This window comes from Parabacteroides sp. AM58-2XD (genome assembly GCF_003463685.1).
Classification (GTDB): Bacteria; Bacteroidota; Bacteroidia; order Bacteroidales; family Tannerellaceae; genus Parabacteroides; species Parabacteroides segnis.
The window spans coordinates 15768-35171 of sequence record NZ_QSDP01000053.1; the positions used below are offsets into that span (position 1 = coordinate 15768).

Genomic DNA, 19404 nt, shown 5'->3' on the forward strand with positions numbered 1-19404 from the left:
CAAAGATAAGAATTTTCAATTAAGTGACCCCGGCCTTACCGGGGCCACCTAATAGATTTTATCTATATCTAGGACATATCTTAGGGATTAGTCTTCGATGATTACACGGAAACCTACGTTAAATACACGCTGGTACGGATAGTAAGCCTTACGTGCATAAGCAGTAGAGAATTTCGGACGTTCGATATATGAACCACCACGAACCACTTTATGATCTGAAGTCAGTTTTGTCTTCGGATTATACGGATAAGGCACATAGTCTGAACGGGTCCATTCTGAAACATTACCGTGCATGTTATACAAACCGAACGGGTTGGCTTCATACACCTTTTCGCCTGTCTGGATCAGCTGACCGTCGTCTACTCCTTCTTCTTTCGGCAAATAAGTATAATACTTATACCAATAAGAATTCGGAGACATCGGTTTCGGGTCTACACCACTTACTGCGAACAGTAAAGTAGTCTTGTCAGCCAGGTTTTCATATTTACCGAAGTCAGTATTCATATCACCATACCAGAAATCACTGTCGCTACCTGCGCGGCAAGCCCATTCCCATTGTGCTTCTGTCGGAAGCGTAATGTTCAGACCTGTCTTTTCGCTCAGTTGCTTACAATAATCCATTGCATCATTGTAGTTTACACGGATTACCGGTTGATTCGGCTCGTTAGCCGGATAACCCTGTACCACGTGGTCTTTCCACAACTGGTCTACGAAACGGCTGTCATGATCCGGATAAATCGCATTGAACTGCTGGTTGGTAATTTCCATTTCACCCATCCAGAACGGTTTGTCGATCTTCACCTTAGCAGTAGGATAAGCATCAGATTCGCCATTATAGCTACCCATTACGAATTCACCGGCAGGGATACGAACGAAATTGATCTTCACGCCCGGAGCGATTTCAACCTCTTTACGGTTGCTCGTTTCCTTTGCAAGCATATCTTTGATAGCTGCTTTGTCGAACGGCCAGCCTTTAGCTTTCACATTCTTCACCTTTACAGGAGCTGCCTTTTCAGGCATAACCGGAGTGATCGGGCCCTGAGCTTTCAGATAAGAAGCGTAGTCAGCGATTTCTTTCTTCCAGTCTACACCCATGCCATTAGCATATTTGTCAGTCAATTCTTTACGACGTTCGATCTGATCGAATCCCTGGTACGGGATGATTTCCTTACCCAGAACGTTTGCATCGAAGTAACCTTTATCAGGAGCATTATAGTCGATCCAGTTGTACAGTTTCAACCATTCTGCGTCAGTCAATTTCACGTTATGGTGACCCTTCTTCAGGATACGAACCAATTCGCTGGTGTTCGGATGATATTCATACGGCTGAAGAACAACCATATCGCCTTCACCACCCTGACGGTGTACGTACGGATGAATGTTCAGATAAGATGTGCCATAACCCAGTTTGTCTTTCTTACCGCCACGCAGGTCGAATGCCTTGCCTTCGCCATTATGACAAGCGATACAAGCACGATCCAGGATAGGCTGAATTTCCAGGTCGAATGTGAATGAACGAACACCACCTTCAGGAGCCTTCAACGGAACAGCCGCTTTCTGAGAAGCCATCACACGTTTCGGAATAGGAATCTGATTCTGGTCTTCGTGACAACCGATACAAGATACCACTTCACCCGGCTGGCCGGTTACCCAACTACGCATCCACTGAACAGCAACGCCGTCCTTGTCGATCGGCTGGATAGAAATCGGAGTATTAGCCGGAACTTTGAAGATAGCCGAACCGTCTTCTTCAACAGGTACAGTACCTAACAAACGTTTGATATCCCAACCACTCTGGATACCATGCCAGTTGTGGTCTGAACGAGTCTTCACATAAGCATATTCATAAGCATGCAGACGAAGTCTTTTACAGTTCCGCGAGGAATACCGCGCAGACCTTCACCTTCATAAATATCCTGAATAAAGATAGTAGCTTCTTTTTCATTCAGCTTCACACGATCAGGAATTGCCGGAGGTGTTTTTGTTTCCTTCACCAGGATCGGGCTGATATAACCTTCACCTTCTGCCTGCATCAGACAAGTAACGTTATCATAGATATCGACCAGATAAAGTCCCCACAAAGACTGCGGGTCTAACTTGGCTGCAACCAGGAAATATTTGTCATTCAGCGGAGTCGGTTTAACGAACTGAGGCCATACGCCATTTACCAATTCGTCTTTGATCAACTCTTGGATAGGACGGTTACGGTGAGGAATTTCCTGAACCATACCCTGTACATTCTTACGTCCCTTTGTCGGGTCGAAGATGATCAGACGTCCTGAACGGGCAACACCGTGGTGTCCTGAGATAATACCAACGAAAGCAGAACCATGTCCGGGCAACGGCTGAATGTCGAACGTACTGTTCGGGAACATTGAACCACTACCATACAAAGCCTTGTTTTCTGTTCCGTCCGGATTCATATGCATCACGATACGAGAATAATAGTGAGTCAGGTCAGTATATTCCCAACGGGTATACATCACACGTCCGTTATTCATTACAACCGGGTTCCAATTGGCATCCTGGTCAAATGTCAGACGACGCAGATTCTTCTGTTCCGGAGTATAAAGAACCATATTACCAACCGGGTCATCACCACTTACACAAGGAACACCCTGGTAACCGATGTTGGAGTTAGCAATAATACGTCCGTCCGGAAGATAAGTACCATCATAGAATTCCAAGTCAGGTTCTTCATTCTCGATCAGCTTTTTGCAGCCTGTTCCATCCAGTTTTACTTCGTATACATTCCAACGTTTGTCGTTCTCGCCCATCAGGGTTGTGAACATAACGCGGTTTGCATCCCAGTGCATTCTCAGGTCAGCGATAGAGGCATCGGGGACGATCGGTTTGAAGATACTCTTCATCTGCATGTCACCACGCAGGTTAGACAATTCAACGATCTCTGCATCGAAACCACTACGGCGGGCAGATTCCTGGTTACTCCAGTTGTTAGCTTGTGTTCCCAAAGAAGGAGCCATTGCCTGACGAGCAGTAGAGCCTAATTTATAACGTACGGCAACAATCTTGTCTGCATCCAACAACGGGTTGCCTAACAAAATAGCCTTCTTATTATCCAATGCCTTGCGGGCATCGGCAATAGCTTGTTCGTCTCCTTTATAAATACCACTGAAACCTTTCTGCTGAAGTTGTACCAATTCATTCAGCATCGGCTGATATTTAGCAGCATCAAAACCTTTCTGCTTGCTCATATCTGCAAATGCCAACTTGATAGCATCAATATTCAGCCATTCCAGTTCGCCCTGAAGCGCATAAACATCCTGAAGTTTTTCAAACAACTCCAGATATTTACGGATTTGTGTATTTACATCTTTTTCGTTAGCGATCTGCTGAACGACACTCTTATAATAAGAACCGTCTTTCAACTTACCTACCATTGCTTCTACTGCTTGTTTTTCAATAGAAGCATCCGGGGTGATCAACCAAGTGTCCAGACCGTCCATCATAGCGCCCAGCATACCGATCTGTTCCGGATATTTAGCGATCAGTTCATCGCCGACAAACTTCGGAACAACGTTCAATGCCTGGAAATACACACTACCGCCGGAAGAAGTATCGTCGATACCTACTTCAGCTTCAAAACGAACATATTCACCTTTAATAGGATAAACCAAAGTTCCGTTTGCATGACAGAAAACACCGTGTTTGTATTCTTTGCCTGCAATGAAAATCTCATGGTCGTAAGCATTAATATTCATTTTTGGCTTTGCCCAACCGGCAACACCATATTCGAAAGGAACTTCATCCAACCAAACAGCAGTACCGTCCGCTTTAATCAAACGGGCATTACCCCAAACAGCCTGGTCGTAATCAGAACCATCCGGACCTCCGGCAGTGATAAGCACCAGCTTATCTACGCCTTTCAAGTCAACAGCAAAAGGTTCTGCTTTTTCCTTATGCTTCTTGAAAGAGGAAATAATCGGCATTCCTGTTTTCTGAAGCTGGGTTTGCAGTTCCGTTTTTGCTTTAATTGATGCATCAATCCAGGTATCCACCTTCTTTTGTTTCGGCGCGGCCGAAACAAAGAAAGAAGTAGATAAAAAGAGTGATACTAATAAAAAATATTTATTCATGTATCTCAATATTAATATAAGGTGTTAACAACTACGATTGGAGTTAGAGAGACGCCTTCGGGTTTGTGAAACGCAAACCGTCATTGTCATGATAACAAGCCCATTCGTCAACGATAGCACCTTCCGGTCCTGCCATCATGAAATGGAATGATTCAAGTTCTTTCAGACGCAATACATCACCGACTTTCTGAACTACGAAGTTTTTGCTCTTGATAGGTCCGTGACTTGCAGGAATTGCAGGAGCGTTCGGAGTTTCGTCACCAAGTACAGAGAAGTTATAAACCCATCCCTTTTCAACCATCCATGATTCGTGTTTTGCAGGGAATTTAGTTTTTACGTGAGCGTGTTCAGGGATCATCTGTCCCGGAAGCAGATAGATAGCGTGAGCGAAGTATCCGTGTTCTGCATCGTTGATCCAGAAAATACCACCCATACCAACGTTTTCAAAGTCACCCAGACCGAAATCTGTAACCCACATGTCTTTAGCCATCAGTTCTGTAAAAGGAACATCATAGAACTTAAACATGTCTTTCATTGCTTCGATAGCTACTGCCTGATCGAATTTGCCGTCTTTGTAGAAGTCGGCGTTTGTGTACTTCTTAGAATAAGTCATTTCTTTATTAGTTTTACAATTAGAATTTTTATCGCATTTGCTCTGTTCAGTGCATTCGCCCTCTCCGTTGCAACAAGTAGCGTCACTTGTTTTGTTACCAGTACATGCAACCATAGAACTTAATAAAAGCCCCACAGCCATTGTTTTAATACTCAATCCTTTTTTCATTTTTGTTTTAATTTATGTTAGTAATATTTGCTTTATTTCGCCAAACGGTCAACATGATATGGCAGGGGTTACAACACTGCTATTCCCTCAATCTCAATTAATAATTCATCCCGACAAACATCAGCCACATATATGATATGGGGATATTCAACTCATACGCATTCAAAAGCCTTTCAGCTTCTTCAAAGAAAGATTTCTCTTTCAGATAGACCCGGAGCATTTTCAATTTCGCCTCACCGATCAGTTCAGCGATATTCTCCATCGTAATATGAAGCTGACGCTCCAACCCCACTCCTATCAAACTCTCCTCGCCACGGATAGCCGCAGTTCCGGAGATATAGATCACCTCACGTTCTCCAAATGTCATGCTCTTGGCGCGCTCGAACTTCGGAGTCGTCTTTTTGCTGTGGGCCGGCTCCAGTACTCCTTCGGAATAAGCGTGGGCAGCCACCTGCAATTTATTGTCGATCGGTGTTGCATAACAATCCGGATTCGAGAATACGGCAGCATCCAGATCAACCAGTATGCCTCCCAGATTCGCACCGATACCCGTTGCTGCCGGATAACCGTTTTCCCAGGTTGTCATGGCATAATAATCGCTACGGGCATTATTGAATATCTGATAATGCTGGTCTTCACCGTCAAACTTAGTGATCTGCTCGATATAGTTCCACTGGCGGATGATGCTGTTGATCGGGAATCCTTCCTTCCTCAACAACTCCGATACCAGCTTGAACACTTCTTTCGACTGTTGCTCGATACCGAAATTAATCACATCGCCATGGAAACCTCCGGCAAACAGGAAACGGCCGCTGCCATTTACCAATACCACATACGGGAATGTCCCGATATGTTTATATGTAATATGGTCTCCTTTATCCGGCGTATATGTATGAGCCTCCAGTATCAAACCTCCGTTCAATGGCGGCTGGGATACATAACTCAACACCGGTTCATGGTTCCCATAGTATTTACGTACCTTTTCACGCAACATTACGCGGCGCGAAACATATTGTTCATTATCATCCGGCATGCCGAAAAAGGCCAACCTGAATATTTGTTCGTTCTGCGGTAATTGGGCAAGCAGCTTATCCACCATTTCCTCAAAATCCGCTTTCTCAGTAGTGTAAATGTTATAACGTATCTTCTCGCAATAATTCATCGATCCCTCCTTTTAGAGTGAGTTTACATATTCAACCAAAGCCTCAATATCTTTCTTGGATACCTTCTTATCAATTCCATGCTTGTGCACTTCAAAGACTTCCTCCATTGTAGCTGCACGACCATCGAACAAATAAGGAGCCGTACGCCAGACTTCTCTTAAAGTCGGAGTATCCCACCCTTTTTCAAACTCGATATCTTCACCGATACGATGCATCTTCATGTCTGTATAATAAGGTCCGCTATGACATTCACCACATTTTAGTTTTTCAAAGACTTTACGTCCTTCTTTCGCCTTATCGGACAATTCGCCGTTCACCAGCAAAGGACTCGGCACCGGACGCAATGACGTCAGATATTCATCCACGCATTTTGCATCATCTTCAGTAATATCGAAGAACTGGATGAAGTTATATCCTGCACGCACAGCAACCTCCGCAGAAGCACGGATTCCTGAAATCATATTAGGAGGAGTCACATGGCTAAACAACAAACTTTTGCAGTTCTTTGAGTTTCCTACGCCATCGTTCATCAAATCCCAGTTCATGCCATCCGTACGGGCATCCCCCGGGTGGCAACCGTTACAACTCTGCCAGTTCTGGAAACAGTGGGAGGCGTCGTTGAAATATTTTTCTCCTTTATTTATATTGCTTTCCGTACGTCCCGGATTCAATTCTGTCGACGTTACTTCACGGGTATTAATATCCATTACATTCAGAACATCGGCAAAATATGTAGGAACAACCAGTTTCTCGTTAGTCAGAGCCATCGCACGGGGACCGTTACCCTGCAACGGAACACGTTCGCGGATGCCATACAGGAAATTCAGGTCATAATCCAGCATCGCCTTATTGGGATAGCTTCAAACTTTTCACGCAAAGCCGGATGATCGATCACACTCACCTCGTGAGTACCGGAATGTGAAATAAAGATATGATCGTCATTACAATCGATACTCCAGATACCGGCAGCACCTCTTTCCGGTTCGTCAACAACAACGGCACCGACAAACTCCTGCTTTTCCGTATCGATGATACTGAAAGCGCTCGTATTCATCCATCCCTGCTGCAACTGCGAAGTCGGTACGGCGAAACGTCCCAAATTATGCGACACATATACATATTTGCCGTCAGGCGTAATACAAATGCCACGCAAAGCATTACTACCGTTTGCCAGCTGAATATCTTTCACTTTGGTAAAACCATCCATTTCAATCACGGAAACACAGGCTGCCACATAATCCAGGTCCGCACGTTGTGCCGGCAGGAAGTTTGTTACATACATATATTTACCGTCTTTGCTGAATACGGCGGATTTCGGTTCGCGAAGTACCTTAACCGTGCGTAGTACTTTATGATTCACCGGATCAATTTCCGACACGGTGTTTTCGAACTGGTTACAGACATAGATTGTCTTTTTATCCGGTCCGAACATCGGATGGCAGGCACCCGACCCTGTAGGGATAGCAGCTTCCACCCTACCCGATTCCAACAATAAGATCTGTAACTTCCCCGTCTTCTCAAAGGTCGTCACATAGGCCTTATCGCCGTCAACCAAAATACCGGTCGGTGTTTCATCCATGGGGAAAGAACGCAGCAGTTTGCCGTCGGCTGAAAATACATCCACCCGCTTCATTCCTTTTTCAGTCAGAAGCATTTCCCCTTTATCATTCAGTTTTATATCAGTCGTAAAAAAAGGCGGATTATCAGCCGATGCAAATGAGATGCAACAACTGACAAAGCATGCCATCAATGAAGTTCTTAATATGTATTTACTCGTCCTCATGGTATTATTTATTTTTTTGTGTTTTTACTATATCCTAATTCAGCCGAAATATTCTGAGCGACCTCCTTGATGCTCGCAACCGTTGAATGGAATATTTCTTTTGTTAACCTGTCTTTGGGACCCGATATCCAGATGGCGCCACATGGATAGCCTGTGTAGTTAAAGATAGGAGCACCTACACAGATCACACCATTCAATTCTTCTTCATTATCCATAGCATAACCCAGCTTACGGACTTTTTCCAATTCTTCCAGGTAAGCATCCCGGTTAGTAATCGTCCGCGCATTATACTTCGCAAATGTCATATACGACAAATACCGATCGCGGACCGTGTTTGGCAGATAAGCCATAATCGCTTTTCCGGGTGCAGAACAATGTAATTCAAATGATTTCCCCGGCGATAGAACAAAGCGGAACGTATGATGTCCCTGCGCCTGCTCTATAAAAATTCCTTTCTCATCTCCTAGTACACCAAAACAGGCAGTCTCCCCTACTTTATCACGCAAATCACGCAAACAAGGCAATACTGTCTCCAACAAATTATGTTCATTCAACGATCTGAAGCCCAAAGTTAGCAATTTTCGGGACAATTTGTAGCGTTTCGTGTCTTCATTATAGTTAAGATAATCCAATCGAACCAATGTATTCAAAATACGATAAGCAGTAGTCTGGGAGATATCCAGCTTATTCTTAATATCTTGCAGCGTCTCACCCTGTGGACGAAGCGAAAGATATTCAAGCACCGCAATTCCTTTCTCCAAATTCGGCACCTTATAATTTTCTTCTCCTTTTTCCATATTTGGAATAACGCTTTCCATATTTGAAATATTGTTTCAGATTTGAATCAAATATAAAAGAGTCACGTTAAAAAGCAGTAAGATGTTTGTAAAATATCGTTAAGTATGCTGTAAAACATTCAACTAGCCAAAACCATTATCTCCGTTTGTCCGTTTCTACCATCCGGCACTCTATATTACGTATTTGGGATTTACTATTTTTTCCTATAACTTATCACAGCCAATACATTAAATAATACAGCAAAAAGACAAACGACAATGAAATGTCCGCTCAAATCGGAAAACGAACTGCCTTTCAGATAAACCATACGCATCACTTCTATAAAATAACGTACCGGATTAAATAATGTTATAGTCTGTGCCCATTGCGGCATACTGCTGATCGGGGTAAAAAGTCCACTCAACAAAGCAAATATAATCAAGAAGAAAAAAGCCGTGAACATCGCCTGTTGCTGGTTGGACGATATAGAAGATATTGCCAACCCCAAACCTGTAAAAGCAATCAGATAAACTGCCGCAAACAAATAAATAATCCCCATATTGCCGACCGGCAGCAAACCGTAAATAATCCATGCCACAATGGCTCCGATCGTCAACAGAATAAAACCGATTACCCAGAAAGGAATCAGCTTCGACAGCAAGAACAATGTTTTGGGGACGGGCGTCACATTAATCTGTTCGATGGTCCCTTTCTCCTTCTCGCTGACTATATTCAGGGCCGAAAGGAAACCACCGATAATCGTCAACAAAAAGACCAGGATACCCGGTACCATATAATTCTTATAATTCAGATGCGGATTAAAAAGAGCCGTTGCCCGCACTCCACTGCTCACGGCAGCAGAGGTGAAACCTTTATCCTGATTAAAATCCTGAATAATTTGTGTGAGGTAAGAGCTACCCATCCCTCCTTTTGTTCCGTTCACTGCGTTTGCAGCAATCAGGACATCCGCCTTTCCTTCCCGGCCGAGTTCCTGTTCAAACTTTGCCGGGATTTCAAGCAACAGGTCCGACTCGTTACTTTCTATCGAGGTGATCGCCTGATCATAACTGGAAGACACATCGGTCAGCCGGAAATAACCGGACGAAAGAATCTTTTCGACCAGCTGCACAGACACCACGGAATGATCATGGTCAATCACTCCCAGATTGATATTACGCATTTCGAAATTGGCGGCAAAAGGCAGGATAAGCAATTGCATCAATGGTACCAAAAAGATGATGCGCGGTAAAAACCGGTCGCGCTTGATCTGCTTAAACTCTTTTTCAAGTAAATATCGTAATGTTTTCATAACTTCTTATCTCACAAACGAGTCTTAAAACGTTTCACACTAAGAATCACCAGGAATATGACCATAAACGACAGTATCCCTATCTCCTTCAGGATGGCTCCGGCACTTAACCCTTTTATCATCACATCTTTCACTGCGATAATATACCATTTGGCCGGCACGATATTGGAAAGCCATTGCAATATATCAGGCATGTTCTCTATGGGAAATACCATGCCGCTAAGCAGAATCACCGGCAGCATCAACACCATAGCACTAATCAGCATGGCTGCCTGTTGCGTGTCGGCTATCGTCGATATCAACAGACCGAGGCAAAGGGAAACCAGGGCGTACAGGATGGAAACTGCCACCAGCAGAACCAGGCTCCCCGCAATCGGAACCTTCAGCAGGAAATAAGACAGGGCAAGGATTGTCGCCACATTCACTATACTCAATAAAAGATAGGGAATCGCTTTTGCCAGAATGATATAGACCGGCTTCATCGGCGAAACCAGCAACACTTCCATCGTACCCATCTCCTTCTCCTTCACGATGCCTACAGAGGTCATCAGGGCACATATCAGTATTAAGATCAATCCCATTACCCCCGGCACAAAGTTGTAGGCGCCTTTCATGGTGGGGTTGTAGAGAAGGTGAGTGACCGGCGTAATGCCAGCCTGCATAAGCTGCGCTTTTTCTTCCGGCTGAAGGAGATTTCCTTGTATCTCCGCTTTGGCAGAAGCGATGATGGTGGTTGCATAAGCGGTCAGCTGGGTCGCTTCGTTCGGGTCGGTTGCATCTGCCAGCAACTGGACATCCGCATCCGCCGTGGAAGCATATTGGGGCGGAAAAACAACGACCAGTTTAATCTTACCCTGTTTAAAGAGGGATTGAGCTTCCGCTTCGCTGTCTACCATTTTATACAAATCAAAATACTCGCTTGCCCCCAGATGTTCGGTGATTTTCCGGCTCACTTCATCCCGGCTTTGGTCGAACACGGCAATCGGCACACATTTTATTTCCGTCGTAATCGCATAGCCGAACAGAATAATCAGGATAATCGGCATAGCCAATAAAATCAACATGGTCCGTTTGTCGCGGAAGATGTGGAAGAATTCTTTGCGGATAAAAGATATAAACTGTTTCATAACTATTCACCTCTTGTTGCTTTTCGCGCCAGGGCACGGAACACATCATTCATATTTTCGGCATGGAAAGACGATTTCAAAGCAGCCGGACTGTCCAGCGCTTCGATTTTTCCGTCGACCATAATAGAGACACGGTTACAATATTCGGCTTCGTCCATGTAATGGGTGGTGACAAAGACAGTGATATTGCGTTCCGCCGCTTTATAGATCAACTCCCAAAACTGACGGCGGGTAACCGGATCGACACCACCCGTAGGCTCATCCAGAAAAACAATACGGGGTTCGTGGATGATAGCGACGGAAAAAGCCAGCTTCTGCTTCCAGCCTAAAGGCAACGCATCGACCAACGTGTTCCGCTCGCCTTCCAGATCCAGTACATCGAGCAGTTCATCCGTCTTCTCCGCCAGCTTTTTCTTCGACAGACCGTAGATACCGCCATACAAACGGATATTTTCCCAGACTTTCAAGTCGCCGTACAGGGAAAACTTCTGACTCATATAGCCGATATGGCGTTTGATCTGCTCGGTCTCCTTATATACATCAAAACCTGCCACACGGGCTTTGCCGGAAGTGGGTGTCGACAGTCCGCAAAGCATACGCATCGCCGTCGTCTTTCCGGCGCCATTGGCTCCCAGGAAACCAAAGATCTCTCCTTCTCCCACTTCAAAGCTGATATGATCTACCGCGGTAAAAGTTCCGAAGCGCTTAGTCAGACTGTCTGTTTCTATTACGTTCATTGTATATATACTTTTATCAGATAAAATTCTCATATATTATGATACTGCATTCTCATATATTATACAATTCCAATATCATAATATATGAGAATTTTCTATCACAATATATGGTATTACATTTCACTCTATCGTTTTTACAAAGCCATAAAGCAATCTTCCACACTTGGCTCGACCGGTTCAATAGCGACATCTGCATATCCTTTATCTTTCAAGAACTGCATCAGGGCATTCATCTCCCTGCCATCTTCCTTTAATGTCAGATGATGGGCATCGCCAAAGGCATAACAAGAATAGGTTCCCGGAAAAGAACGAAGGTCCGTCAGCAGCCTGAACATGGATGCCGACCGGACAGTCCACAGCTGCCTGCCGAAAGAGGCACGGATGCCTGCCGGCGTATCGACGGACAAGCACTGGCCGGAACGCATCAAAGCAATGCGGTCGCAACGGGAAGCCTCATCCATATAAGGAGTGGAAACCATAATCGTAATGCCCTGCCTCTTCAAGCGGTCCAGCATATCCCAGAACTCCACCCGGGAAACCGGGTCGACACCCGTTGTCGGTTCATCCAGAAAAAGGACTTCGGGGCGGTGAATCAAAGCACAGCTCAATGCCAGCTTTTGTTTCATACCTCCGGACAATTTTCCTGCTTTCCGTTTTTTAAAAGGTTCTATCTGAACATAAATGTCGTGAACCAGGTCATAGTTGGCTTCTACCGTAGTATTAAACACGGTAGCAAAGAAATCCAGGTTCTCTTCGACCGTCAGGTCCTGATACAACGAGAAACGGCCGGGCATGTAACCGACCATCGTACGTATCTTTTTATAATCACGCACGACATCCAGACCACAGACGGTAGCCGTCCCTTTATCCGCCAGCAATAAAGTCGTCAGGATACGGAACAAAGTGGTCTTCCCTGCCCCGTCGGGACCAATCAGGCCGAACAATTCACCGGGACGTATATCCAGAGAAATATCCTGCAAAGCCTCTACCTGCCCGTAGTTCTTACCAACCGCCTCCATCTTAACTCCATTCATCCCCATTAATTTTCAATTCTCAATTTTCAATTACTCAAACACCGTTTCCCCATACTGTCCAATCTTGAGATAACCGTCGTTCTTAACAGCAATCTTGATGGCATAGACCAGATTGGCCCGTTCGTCCTTTGTCTGGATTCCTTTGGGAGTGAACTCCGATTTATCGGATATCCAGGTAATCGTTCCCGGATATTCGCGCCGGTCGTTTTCTCCATAATCGGCAAAGACACGGACTGTCTGGCCCTGTTTCAATGTCGAAAGTTGGTCGGACGTGATATAGGCACGCAGGTAAAGCAAGTCGGTGTCGGCTATTTTATACAGAGGCTTACCGGCGGCTGTCACTTCACCCGGTTCAGCATATTTGACAAGAACGGTTCCTGCCTGGGGATTTACGATACGGCTTTTCTGTAACTGGTCATCCAGCTGCATAATCTGATACAGGATACCTTCGGCTTCCGCATCGGCACCGCCTGTCGTCTTGTTTAGCGTAGAATACTGCGCATCCAATTGTTTCTGGAGGTATTTGATATTGTTGACGATGTCGTCCACCTGTTTCTGGTTGCCGGCTTTTGCCTTTACCAGATTCTCCATACGTTGTTGTTCCGTACGTGCGGTAGCAATCTGTTGCTCCAGGGCGGCAATTTGCTTGCGAATATCCGGTTTACGGATATCGACAGAGCGCAGACCGGCCGAGAGTTGCATTTTCTTCAAATATAATTGAGTGCTGTCGACATATCCTACAAGGGCGCCGGCATCCAGGCGGTCACCTTCCTCTACATTCAATTCCATAATCTTTCCGTTTGCTTCGGAAGATACGAGGATTTCCGTCGCTTCAAACGTGCCGGTAGCATCGAAGTCGCCGTCTCCCCTGTTACATGCAGCCAGACTTAATAAAGCGGTTGCTATTAATGTATAAGAATTCAATCGTTTCATATTCTTCTTCATGATTCTTTGTGATTATTCATTATTCGTTGTATACATATAATTATAGACGGCATTCAGATGCTGGATGCGATGGGCGGCAGCGGCTTGCTTCGCCAGATCTTCCGCATTGATTTCGCGGATAAGGTCGGTGACGGAGATAACGCCGTTTGCCAGCTTCACCTCCGCAGCATTTTTGATGCTGGTACGCAGGCGGATTATTTCGTCATCCGCTTTCATCAAATCGGAGATTTTCTGTATTTCCGTATTTTGCAGCATCAGTTCCAATGAGGTATTAAACAGGAATGTCTCACGCTGCACCTCCACCTGCTGACGTGCCGTAGTCACTTTACGGCGGTCATTCTTCAAGGTGTACAATTTGCCCATATTCCAGGAAAGGCGTACTCCCGCTATATAAAACGGATTAAAGTCATCCTCCAGCATATTCAACCCCGGACGGCCATATCCGCCCTGTACAAATGCCCCCAGACGAGGCATTAAACCACTTGTAATCTGTTTGTTTTGTACTTCCAGCAAATAGCTTTTTGCATCCAGCGCCCGCAATTCGGGACGGTTTATGTCTCCGGATAACGGATTGCCCGGTATGGAAGGGACAACCAATATCCTGTCTTTATCATAAGGCTTTCCTATCAGTGCACTCAGCATTCTGCCGAAGGCGACACGGGAGGCTTTCAGTTCGATTTCTTTCTGACAGGCATTCAAGAGTTCCACTTCCATACTTTCGCGGTCGGACTGGTTGGCCACACCATTATCCATCATCGCTGCTATCCGGTCGATATTAATCTGCAACTCTCTCTGGAGCAATGCGTTCTGGCGGATCAGTTCCTCCAGAAGCAGACAACCGAAATAAAGTTGGTTTACCCGGTCGTTCAATGTATAGAGGTCGCTTTCCAGCTGTTCGCGGTCGGCAGCAGCCTGTGCTTTCGTCAACTGCCGGGTGGAATGAATTGTTCCGCCATCCCAGATATTCTGATTCAGTTCGGCCACCACCTGATACTGGTCTTTGCTTAATGTCGGAATCTCCAGTCCCGGAACAATCGACGAGAGTTTGTCCGCATCAAAAGGTAGTTTAGTCATATCACTCTGATAGGTTGCCTTTGCATTCACCGTCAGTTGGGGCAACCAGCCTTTTCCGGCATTCGAGAGATTGTATTGCTCCGTCTGCCCGATCAAACCGAACTGCCGTATCTGGGGATAATTGGCACGGGCCCATTCATAACATTGTGTCAATGTTATCTGCTCCTGCCCTTTTACGGTACCCGACAACAAGGGGAAGCATAAGAATAAAATTACACAAATCCGTTTCATAGGGGTATTTATTAATTCGATGTATTATCGTCCGGTGTCAGCAACCGGATCATTATATCAATAACGAAGGGAATCCGTTCCCGCAGAAATTCTTCATATTTCTCTGCATCGCCTCCCATAAAAACAGCCGTAAACGGATTACGAACCAGCATGGGGAAAACCAGCAGGCTTATCAAGGTAGTCGCCGCATAATATACCGGCAGTTTCTTCAATACACCTCTCTCCATCTCATCCTCCATCTGTTTACGCATTCGGATGATTGGTTCAACCGTGCGGGATTCTTCAGTATGGAATGATAAATATGCTCCGGATCACGTTGTAGTTCATTTATAACAAACACAGGGAACAAAGGATTCCTCTGCAACGTTCTTACATATTGATCGATAATCTTCGGCAGCTTCTCCAGGAAAGAGGTATTCTCTTCCATAATCGCTCCCAGGTTCGGAAGCAAGGCATCTATCAACTGGTCGAAGATCGCATCGAACAACATTTCTTTCGTACGATAATAATAATGTAGGGCCGTACGCCCGATACCTGCTTCGGCAGCCACGTCGCCCATCTTGGTCGCTTCATATCCTTTCCTGACAAAGACCTGTTTGGCCGCTTCCAGGATTCGGTTCTCCATTGTGATTACTTCTTCTGTACTCATTGTATATCTTGTTTTACCACATTTGTCATCACTGACTGTCAAATATGTCTGACACTTTTGTTTGACAGACATGTCAAAAGTAATATAAAAAAATAAGGATGCAACTACTGTACCCTTATTTTAATATCTTTTATACGATGAGGAGAATATTCTTTTTAATCTTATTCCCCGTATTTCTTAGCCAGACCGCCTCGGAAGTTTCTTTGTATAAACTCGGCAGGTCATTACCCGTCTGTCGCATCACCTCTACCACCTGGTCGAAGCTCACACGATGTTTGCCGTCCGAGAAGTTCGAGAAAGTATTTGCATCCAGTGCACGCGCTGCGGCAAAAGCATTACGTTCGATACAAGGTATCTGAACCAAACCGCAAACCGGGTCGCAAGTCAACCCCAGGTGATGTTCCAACCCCATCTCGGCAGCATACTCGATCTGAGCAGGCGTTCCACCAAACAACTGACTGGCAGCACCGGCAGCCATCGCACAGGCAACCCCTACTTCTCCCTGGCAGCCTACCTCCGCTCCGGAAACCGACGCATTGGTACGTACCACATTCCCGAACAATCCGGCCGTAGCCAATGCACGCAGGATACGGGAATCGCGGAACTCACGGGTATCTTTCAGATGATATAGCACCGCCGGCATCACCCCGCAGGAACCGCAGGTCGGAGCCGTCACAATCTTACCGCCGCAAGCATTCTCTTCGGATACAGCCAGCGCAAAAGCGTAAACCATACCACGGCTTTTAATGCTGCTGCCATATCCTTTGGCACGAATCAGATAGTCGGATGCTTTCCGGCGTATACCCAAGCCGCCCGGCAGGATACCTTCTGCTTCCAGGCCGCTCTGCACCGCCTTTTGCATCACGTCCCATACTTCCGCCAGGTAATCCCAGATTTCCGGTCCTTCGCATTGCTCCACATATTCCCAATAGGAATGTCCGGTCTTTTCGCACCAGGCTTGTATATCTTTAATCGTGCTCATCTCATAGACCTGTGCCGTTTTAAGTTCGTTAAAACTTTCGTTGGCAAGCGTACCGCCGCCAATACTGTACACAGTCCACGATTCCAGCTCTTCGTCGTTCTCATTGAACGATTCGAACAACATTCCGTTCGGGTGGAACGGAAGAAATATCTTGGGTTCCCAGGTTATAGTCGTTTTAGCAACCGGCTGCAACACTTCCAGGATGGCAGCATCCGTCATGTGGCCTTTCCCGGTAGCAGCCAGACTACCATATAAAGTCACATTAAACCGCACGGCACCTCTGTTACGTTCCACGAACATCTGGGCAGCACGCATCGGCCCCATCGTGTGGCTACTCGACGGACCATGTCCGATCCGGTATATCTGCTTGATTGATTCCATTTCTCTTTCTCTCTAATTTTGTGTTTTCTATACTTTAAGAAATATATTACGTTTATAAAGCTGCCACAAAATTACATAAATAACCAATACGTTTGACAAGCTTATCAAAAAGGAATAATAATTACCCAGATATTGCTCCAGCCCATAAAACAAAGACTGTCCCAGGCAACTGAAATTGATGACGTTCGCCAGCATATAGGCTACAATCGAGTTCATCCCGTACACTTTCAGCCAGGTTATATTCTTATTGTATCCTTTATAATCTATCAGATAATAAAACAATCCCATCAACAGGAAGCAATATCCGCTACTCACCAGCACCATGGAACTGGTCCATATCGTCTTGATAACCGGCATCTGCAATCCCCAAAGCCATCCGGCAGCCACCATAGCGGCTCCTGCTCCGAAATACCATTTCAGTTTATGGATATCACTGGTCTTATCCTTGGCAATATAGCCGGCAAACAAACCGGTCAATACCGTCACGCCAAAGTTCAGGGTACTCAAAATCCATGTATAATGATACCAAGGCGCAAAAACGACTTCACCATCCACCACTTTCGCCCCGTCCCGAAAACGTCCCAGCATCGTACGGTCTATCCATTCCGCCAGGTTTCCTTCAGGTGTGTAATTACCACCTCCATAACTGCCGACCGTAATAAACTGCATCGCCGCCCAGTAAACAAGCAACAAAGCCACCGCCACACCGATCTGCGTCCTCCGGCTGGTATAAAGGAACAACACAGCCGTAATCAAATAACCGGCGGCAATCGACTGCAACGTATTCGAATATAAATAAATACGATCCGGATCAAGTCCCAGCAGATTTCCCTGGCACATCATACCGAATATCCACAACAACAAGATACGTTTTCCCAAGCGCCGGAAAAGAGATTTTTTGTCGGAAACACCTTTAAAACGTGACAAAGCAAACGGCATCGAAGCCCCCGACATAAAAAGAAACAACGGCATAATCAAATCCCAGGGAGAAAAACCCACCCATTGTACATGATCAAAAGCCCACATACAATCATTCAGCCATCCCACATCCGCAGCCCGTGCCAATGAATGTGCCAACGGTCCTAAAGCAACCAGAAAGAAAAGATCGAATCCTCGTAAAGCATCAAGCGACTCCAGCCGCTTGTAAGTAGTTTTTTCCATTTGTTATTATTTTAGACTTTTAAGAAAATACGTTGACGATACAGAAAATACAAGAATCCCCAGCACACAGCGATATAAGCAATCGCCCCCAGCAATGGTTGGGCTGTTTCCGGGAATAACCCGATGAAACCTCCAAAAATGGCATTTGCCGTAAAGGTAAAATTAATGAACACCTGTGCCAAGTAAATAGTGATCGAGTTCGTACCTATGACTGTAAAGAAAAGAGTCCATCCCCTACACTCCTTCACATCGACAATATAATAGAAGACGGCAAACAGTATCGCCGAGATACCACCGACCGTACAAACAAACGAGCTTGTCCACAAATATTTATTAATCGGGAAAAACAATCCCCACAACAGACCAATCACTAACAGGCAACCACCAACAGCCAGCATATAAACAACCTTTTTCGTCTCCGTCAGTCCCTCTCTCCGCAGTTTGACAAACTCACCAGTGAACATTCCCAGCAAAGCGGTTCCGATGGCCGGCAAGGTAGATAAAATCCCTTCCGGATCATAATTTCCTCCATGCAAACGCCCCGGCAATAACAGACGGTCGATATAGCAAGCCAGATTCCCTTCACGGGTAAACAACTCCGCCCCGTTCCCGTCGGGTGCCGGAATAAATAACAGCAACCAGTAACCTATCAGGATGACAGCAACGATCCATACCCGTGTGATCGTCCGCGTATTGACAAAAATCAGCGCACCGAACATCCATCCCAGACCGATACGCGCCAGTACGCTGGCATAACGCTGTGTTTCAAAATTCAGATTCAGCAACCCGTTATAAACAAACCCTAATACAACCAGTGTAATTCCCCGGCGAATAATCTTTTTATAAATAGCCGCTTCCGACATTCCCCGCTCCCGCTGCTTTTCCAATGAAAAAGGAAAAGAGATACCGGCAATAAACAAAAACAAGGGGAAAATAATATCTTCAAACGTAAACCCCGCCCCCCATTTGGCATGGCTCATTTGGGCAGCTATCGACTCAAAAAAAGGCGTCGGGACCAACGTCGCCAACGCAACAAAAAGGGAACCTCCCCCCATAATAAAGAACATATCAAATCCCCGCAATGCATCCAACGACAACAGCCGCTGGCTTTGTTTCTGTTTTTCCATGGTATTCAATTTAGATAATCGTATAAAATTTAGAAATAAGTAAGCG

At 45.5% G+C, this 19404-nt stretch carries 13 protein-coding genes and 3 pseudogenes; all 16 read right to left on the reverse strand.

Annotation, left to right across the window (positions count from 1 at the left end; genetic code table 11):
* Positions 1-87 precede the first annotated feature (87 nt).
* Positions 88-4097 (reverse strand): annotated as a pseudogene (locus DXA15_RS13925) (SUMF1/EgtB/PvdO family nonheme iron enzyme).
* A gap of 43 nt (positions 4098-4140) precedes the next feature.
* On the reverse strand, positions 4141-4878 hold the full coding sequence (locus DXA15_RS13930) for a hypothetical protein (protein ID WP_007655974.1): 738 nt from the start codon (positions 4876-4878) through the stop codon (positions 4141-4143).
* A gap of 68 nt (positions 4879-4946) precedes the next feature.
* Positions 4947-6040 (reverse strand): annotated as a pseudogene (locus DXA15_RS13935) (endoribonuclease L-PSP).
* A gap of 12 nt (positions 6041-6052) precedes the next feature.
* Positions 6053-7824: pseudogene (locus DXA15_RS13940) on the reverse strand (YVTN family beta-propeller repeat-containing protein).
* Between the two features lie 8 nt (positions 7825-7832).
* Complete coding sequence (locus tag DXA15_RS13945; protein ID WP_007655969.1) at positions 7833-8642, reverse strand: IclR family transcriptional regulator; 810 nt, start codon at positions 8640-8642, stop codon at positions 7833-7835.
* Positions 8643-8815: 173 nt separating this feature from the next.
* A complete protein-coding gene (locus DXA15_RS13950; RefSeq protein ID WP_128134424.1) occupies positions 8816-9910 on the reverse strand; it encodes an ABC transporter permease in 1095 nt (364 codons plus the stop codon).
* An 11-nt stretch (positions 9911-9921) separates the two neighbouring features.
* Positions 9922-11037, reverse strand: coding sequence for an ABC transporter permease (locus tag DXA15_RS13955; protein ID WP_048316211.1), 1116 nt, complete (start codon positions 11035-11037; stop codon positions 9922-9924).
* A gap of 2 nt (positions 11038-11039) precedes the next feature.
* Positions 11040-11774 carry an ABC transporter ATP-binding protein gene (locus DXA15_RS13960; protein WP_010802809.1) on the reverse strand — a complete coding sequence of 245 codons (735 nt, stop codon included), beginning with the start codon at positions 11772-11774 and terminating at the stop codon, positions 11040-11042.
* 134 nt (positions 11775-11908) lie between these two features.
* Positions 11909-12808: an ABC transporter ATP-binding protein gene (locus DXA15_RS13965; protein ID WP_010802808.1), complete on the reverse strand. Its 900-nt coding sequence runs from the start codon at positions 12806-12808 to the stop codon at positions 11909-11911.
* Positions 12809-12838: 30 nt separating this feature from the next.
* The gene (locus tag DXA15_RS13970; protein WP_128134425.1) at positions 12839-13753 is read right to left on the reverse strand and encodes an HlyD family secretion protein; all 915 of its coding nucleotides are present in this window, start codon (positions 13751-13753) and stop codon (positions 12839-12841) included.
* Between the two features lie 12 nt (positions 13754-13765).
* Positions 13766-15058 carry a TolC family protein gene (locus DXA15_RS13975; RefSeq protein WP_128134426.1) on the reverse strand — a complete coding sequence of 431 codons (1293 nt, stop codon included), beginning with the start codon at positions 15056-15058 and terminating at the stop codon, positions 13766-13768.
* A gap of 11 nt (positions 15059-15069) precedes the next feature.
* Entirely contained in the window at positions 15070-15297 is a 228-nt protein-coding gene (locus tag DXA15_RS26565) for a hypothetical protein (RefSeq protein ID WP_233567274.1), read from the reverse strand.
* Positions 15267-15707 (reverse strand): TetR/AcrR family transcriptional regulator, encoded by a 441-nt coding sequence (locus tag DXA15_RS13980; RefSeq protein ID WP_233567275.1) that lies wholly within the window; start codon positions 15705-15707, stop codon positions 15267-15269. Before DXA15_RS13980 ends, DXA15_RS26565 begins: the two co-directional genes overlap by 31 nt.
* Before the next feature lie 130 nt (positions 15708-15837).
* Positions 15838-17070 (reverse strand): L-serine ammonia-lyase, iron-sulfur-dependent, subunit alpha, encoded by a 1233-nt coding sequence (locus DXA15_RS13985; RefSeq protein WP_128134427.1) that lies wholly within the window; start codon positions 17068-17070, stop codon positions 15838-15840.
* Positions 17071-17097: 27 nt separating this feature from the next.
* The gene (locus DXA15_RS13990; RefSeq protein ID WP_128134428.1) at positions 17098-18231 is read right to left on the reverse strand and encodes an acyltransferase family protein; all 1134 of its coding nucleotides are present in this window, start codon (positions 18229-18231) and stop codon (positions 17098-17100) included.
* A gap of 11 nt (positions 18232-18242) precedes the next feature.
* Positions 18243-19358 carry an acyltransferase family protein gene (locus DXA15_RS13995; RefSeq protein WP_128134429.1) on the reverse strand — a complete coding sequence of 372 codons (1116 nt, stop codon included), beginning with the start codon at positions 19356-19358 and terminating at the stop codon, positions 18243-18245.
* Positions 19359-19404 lie beyond the last annotated feature (46 nt).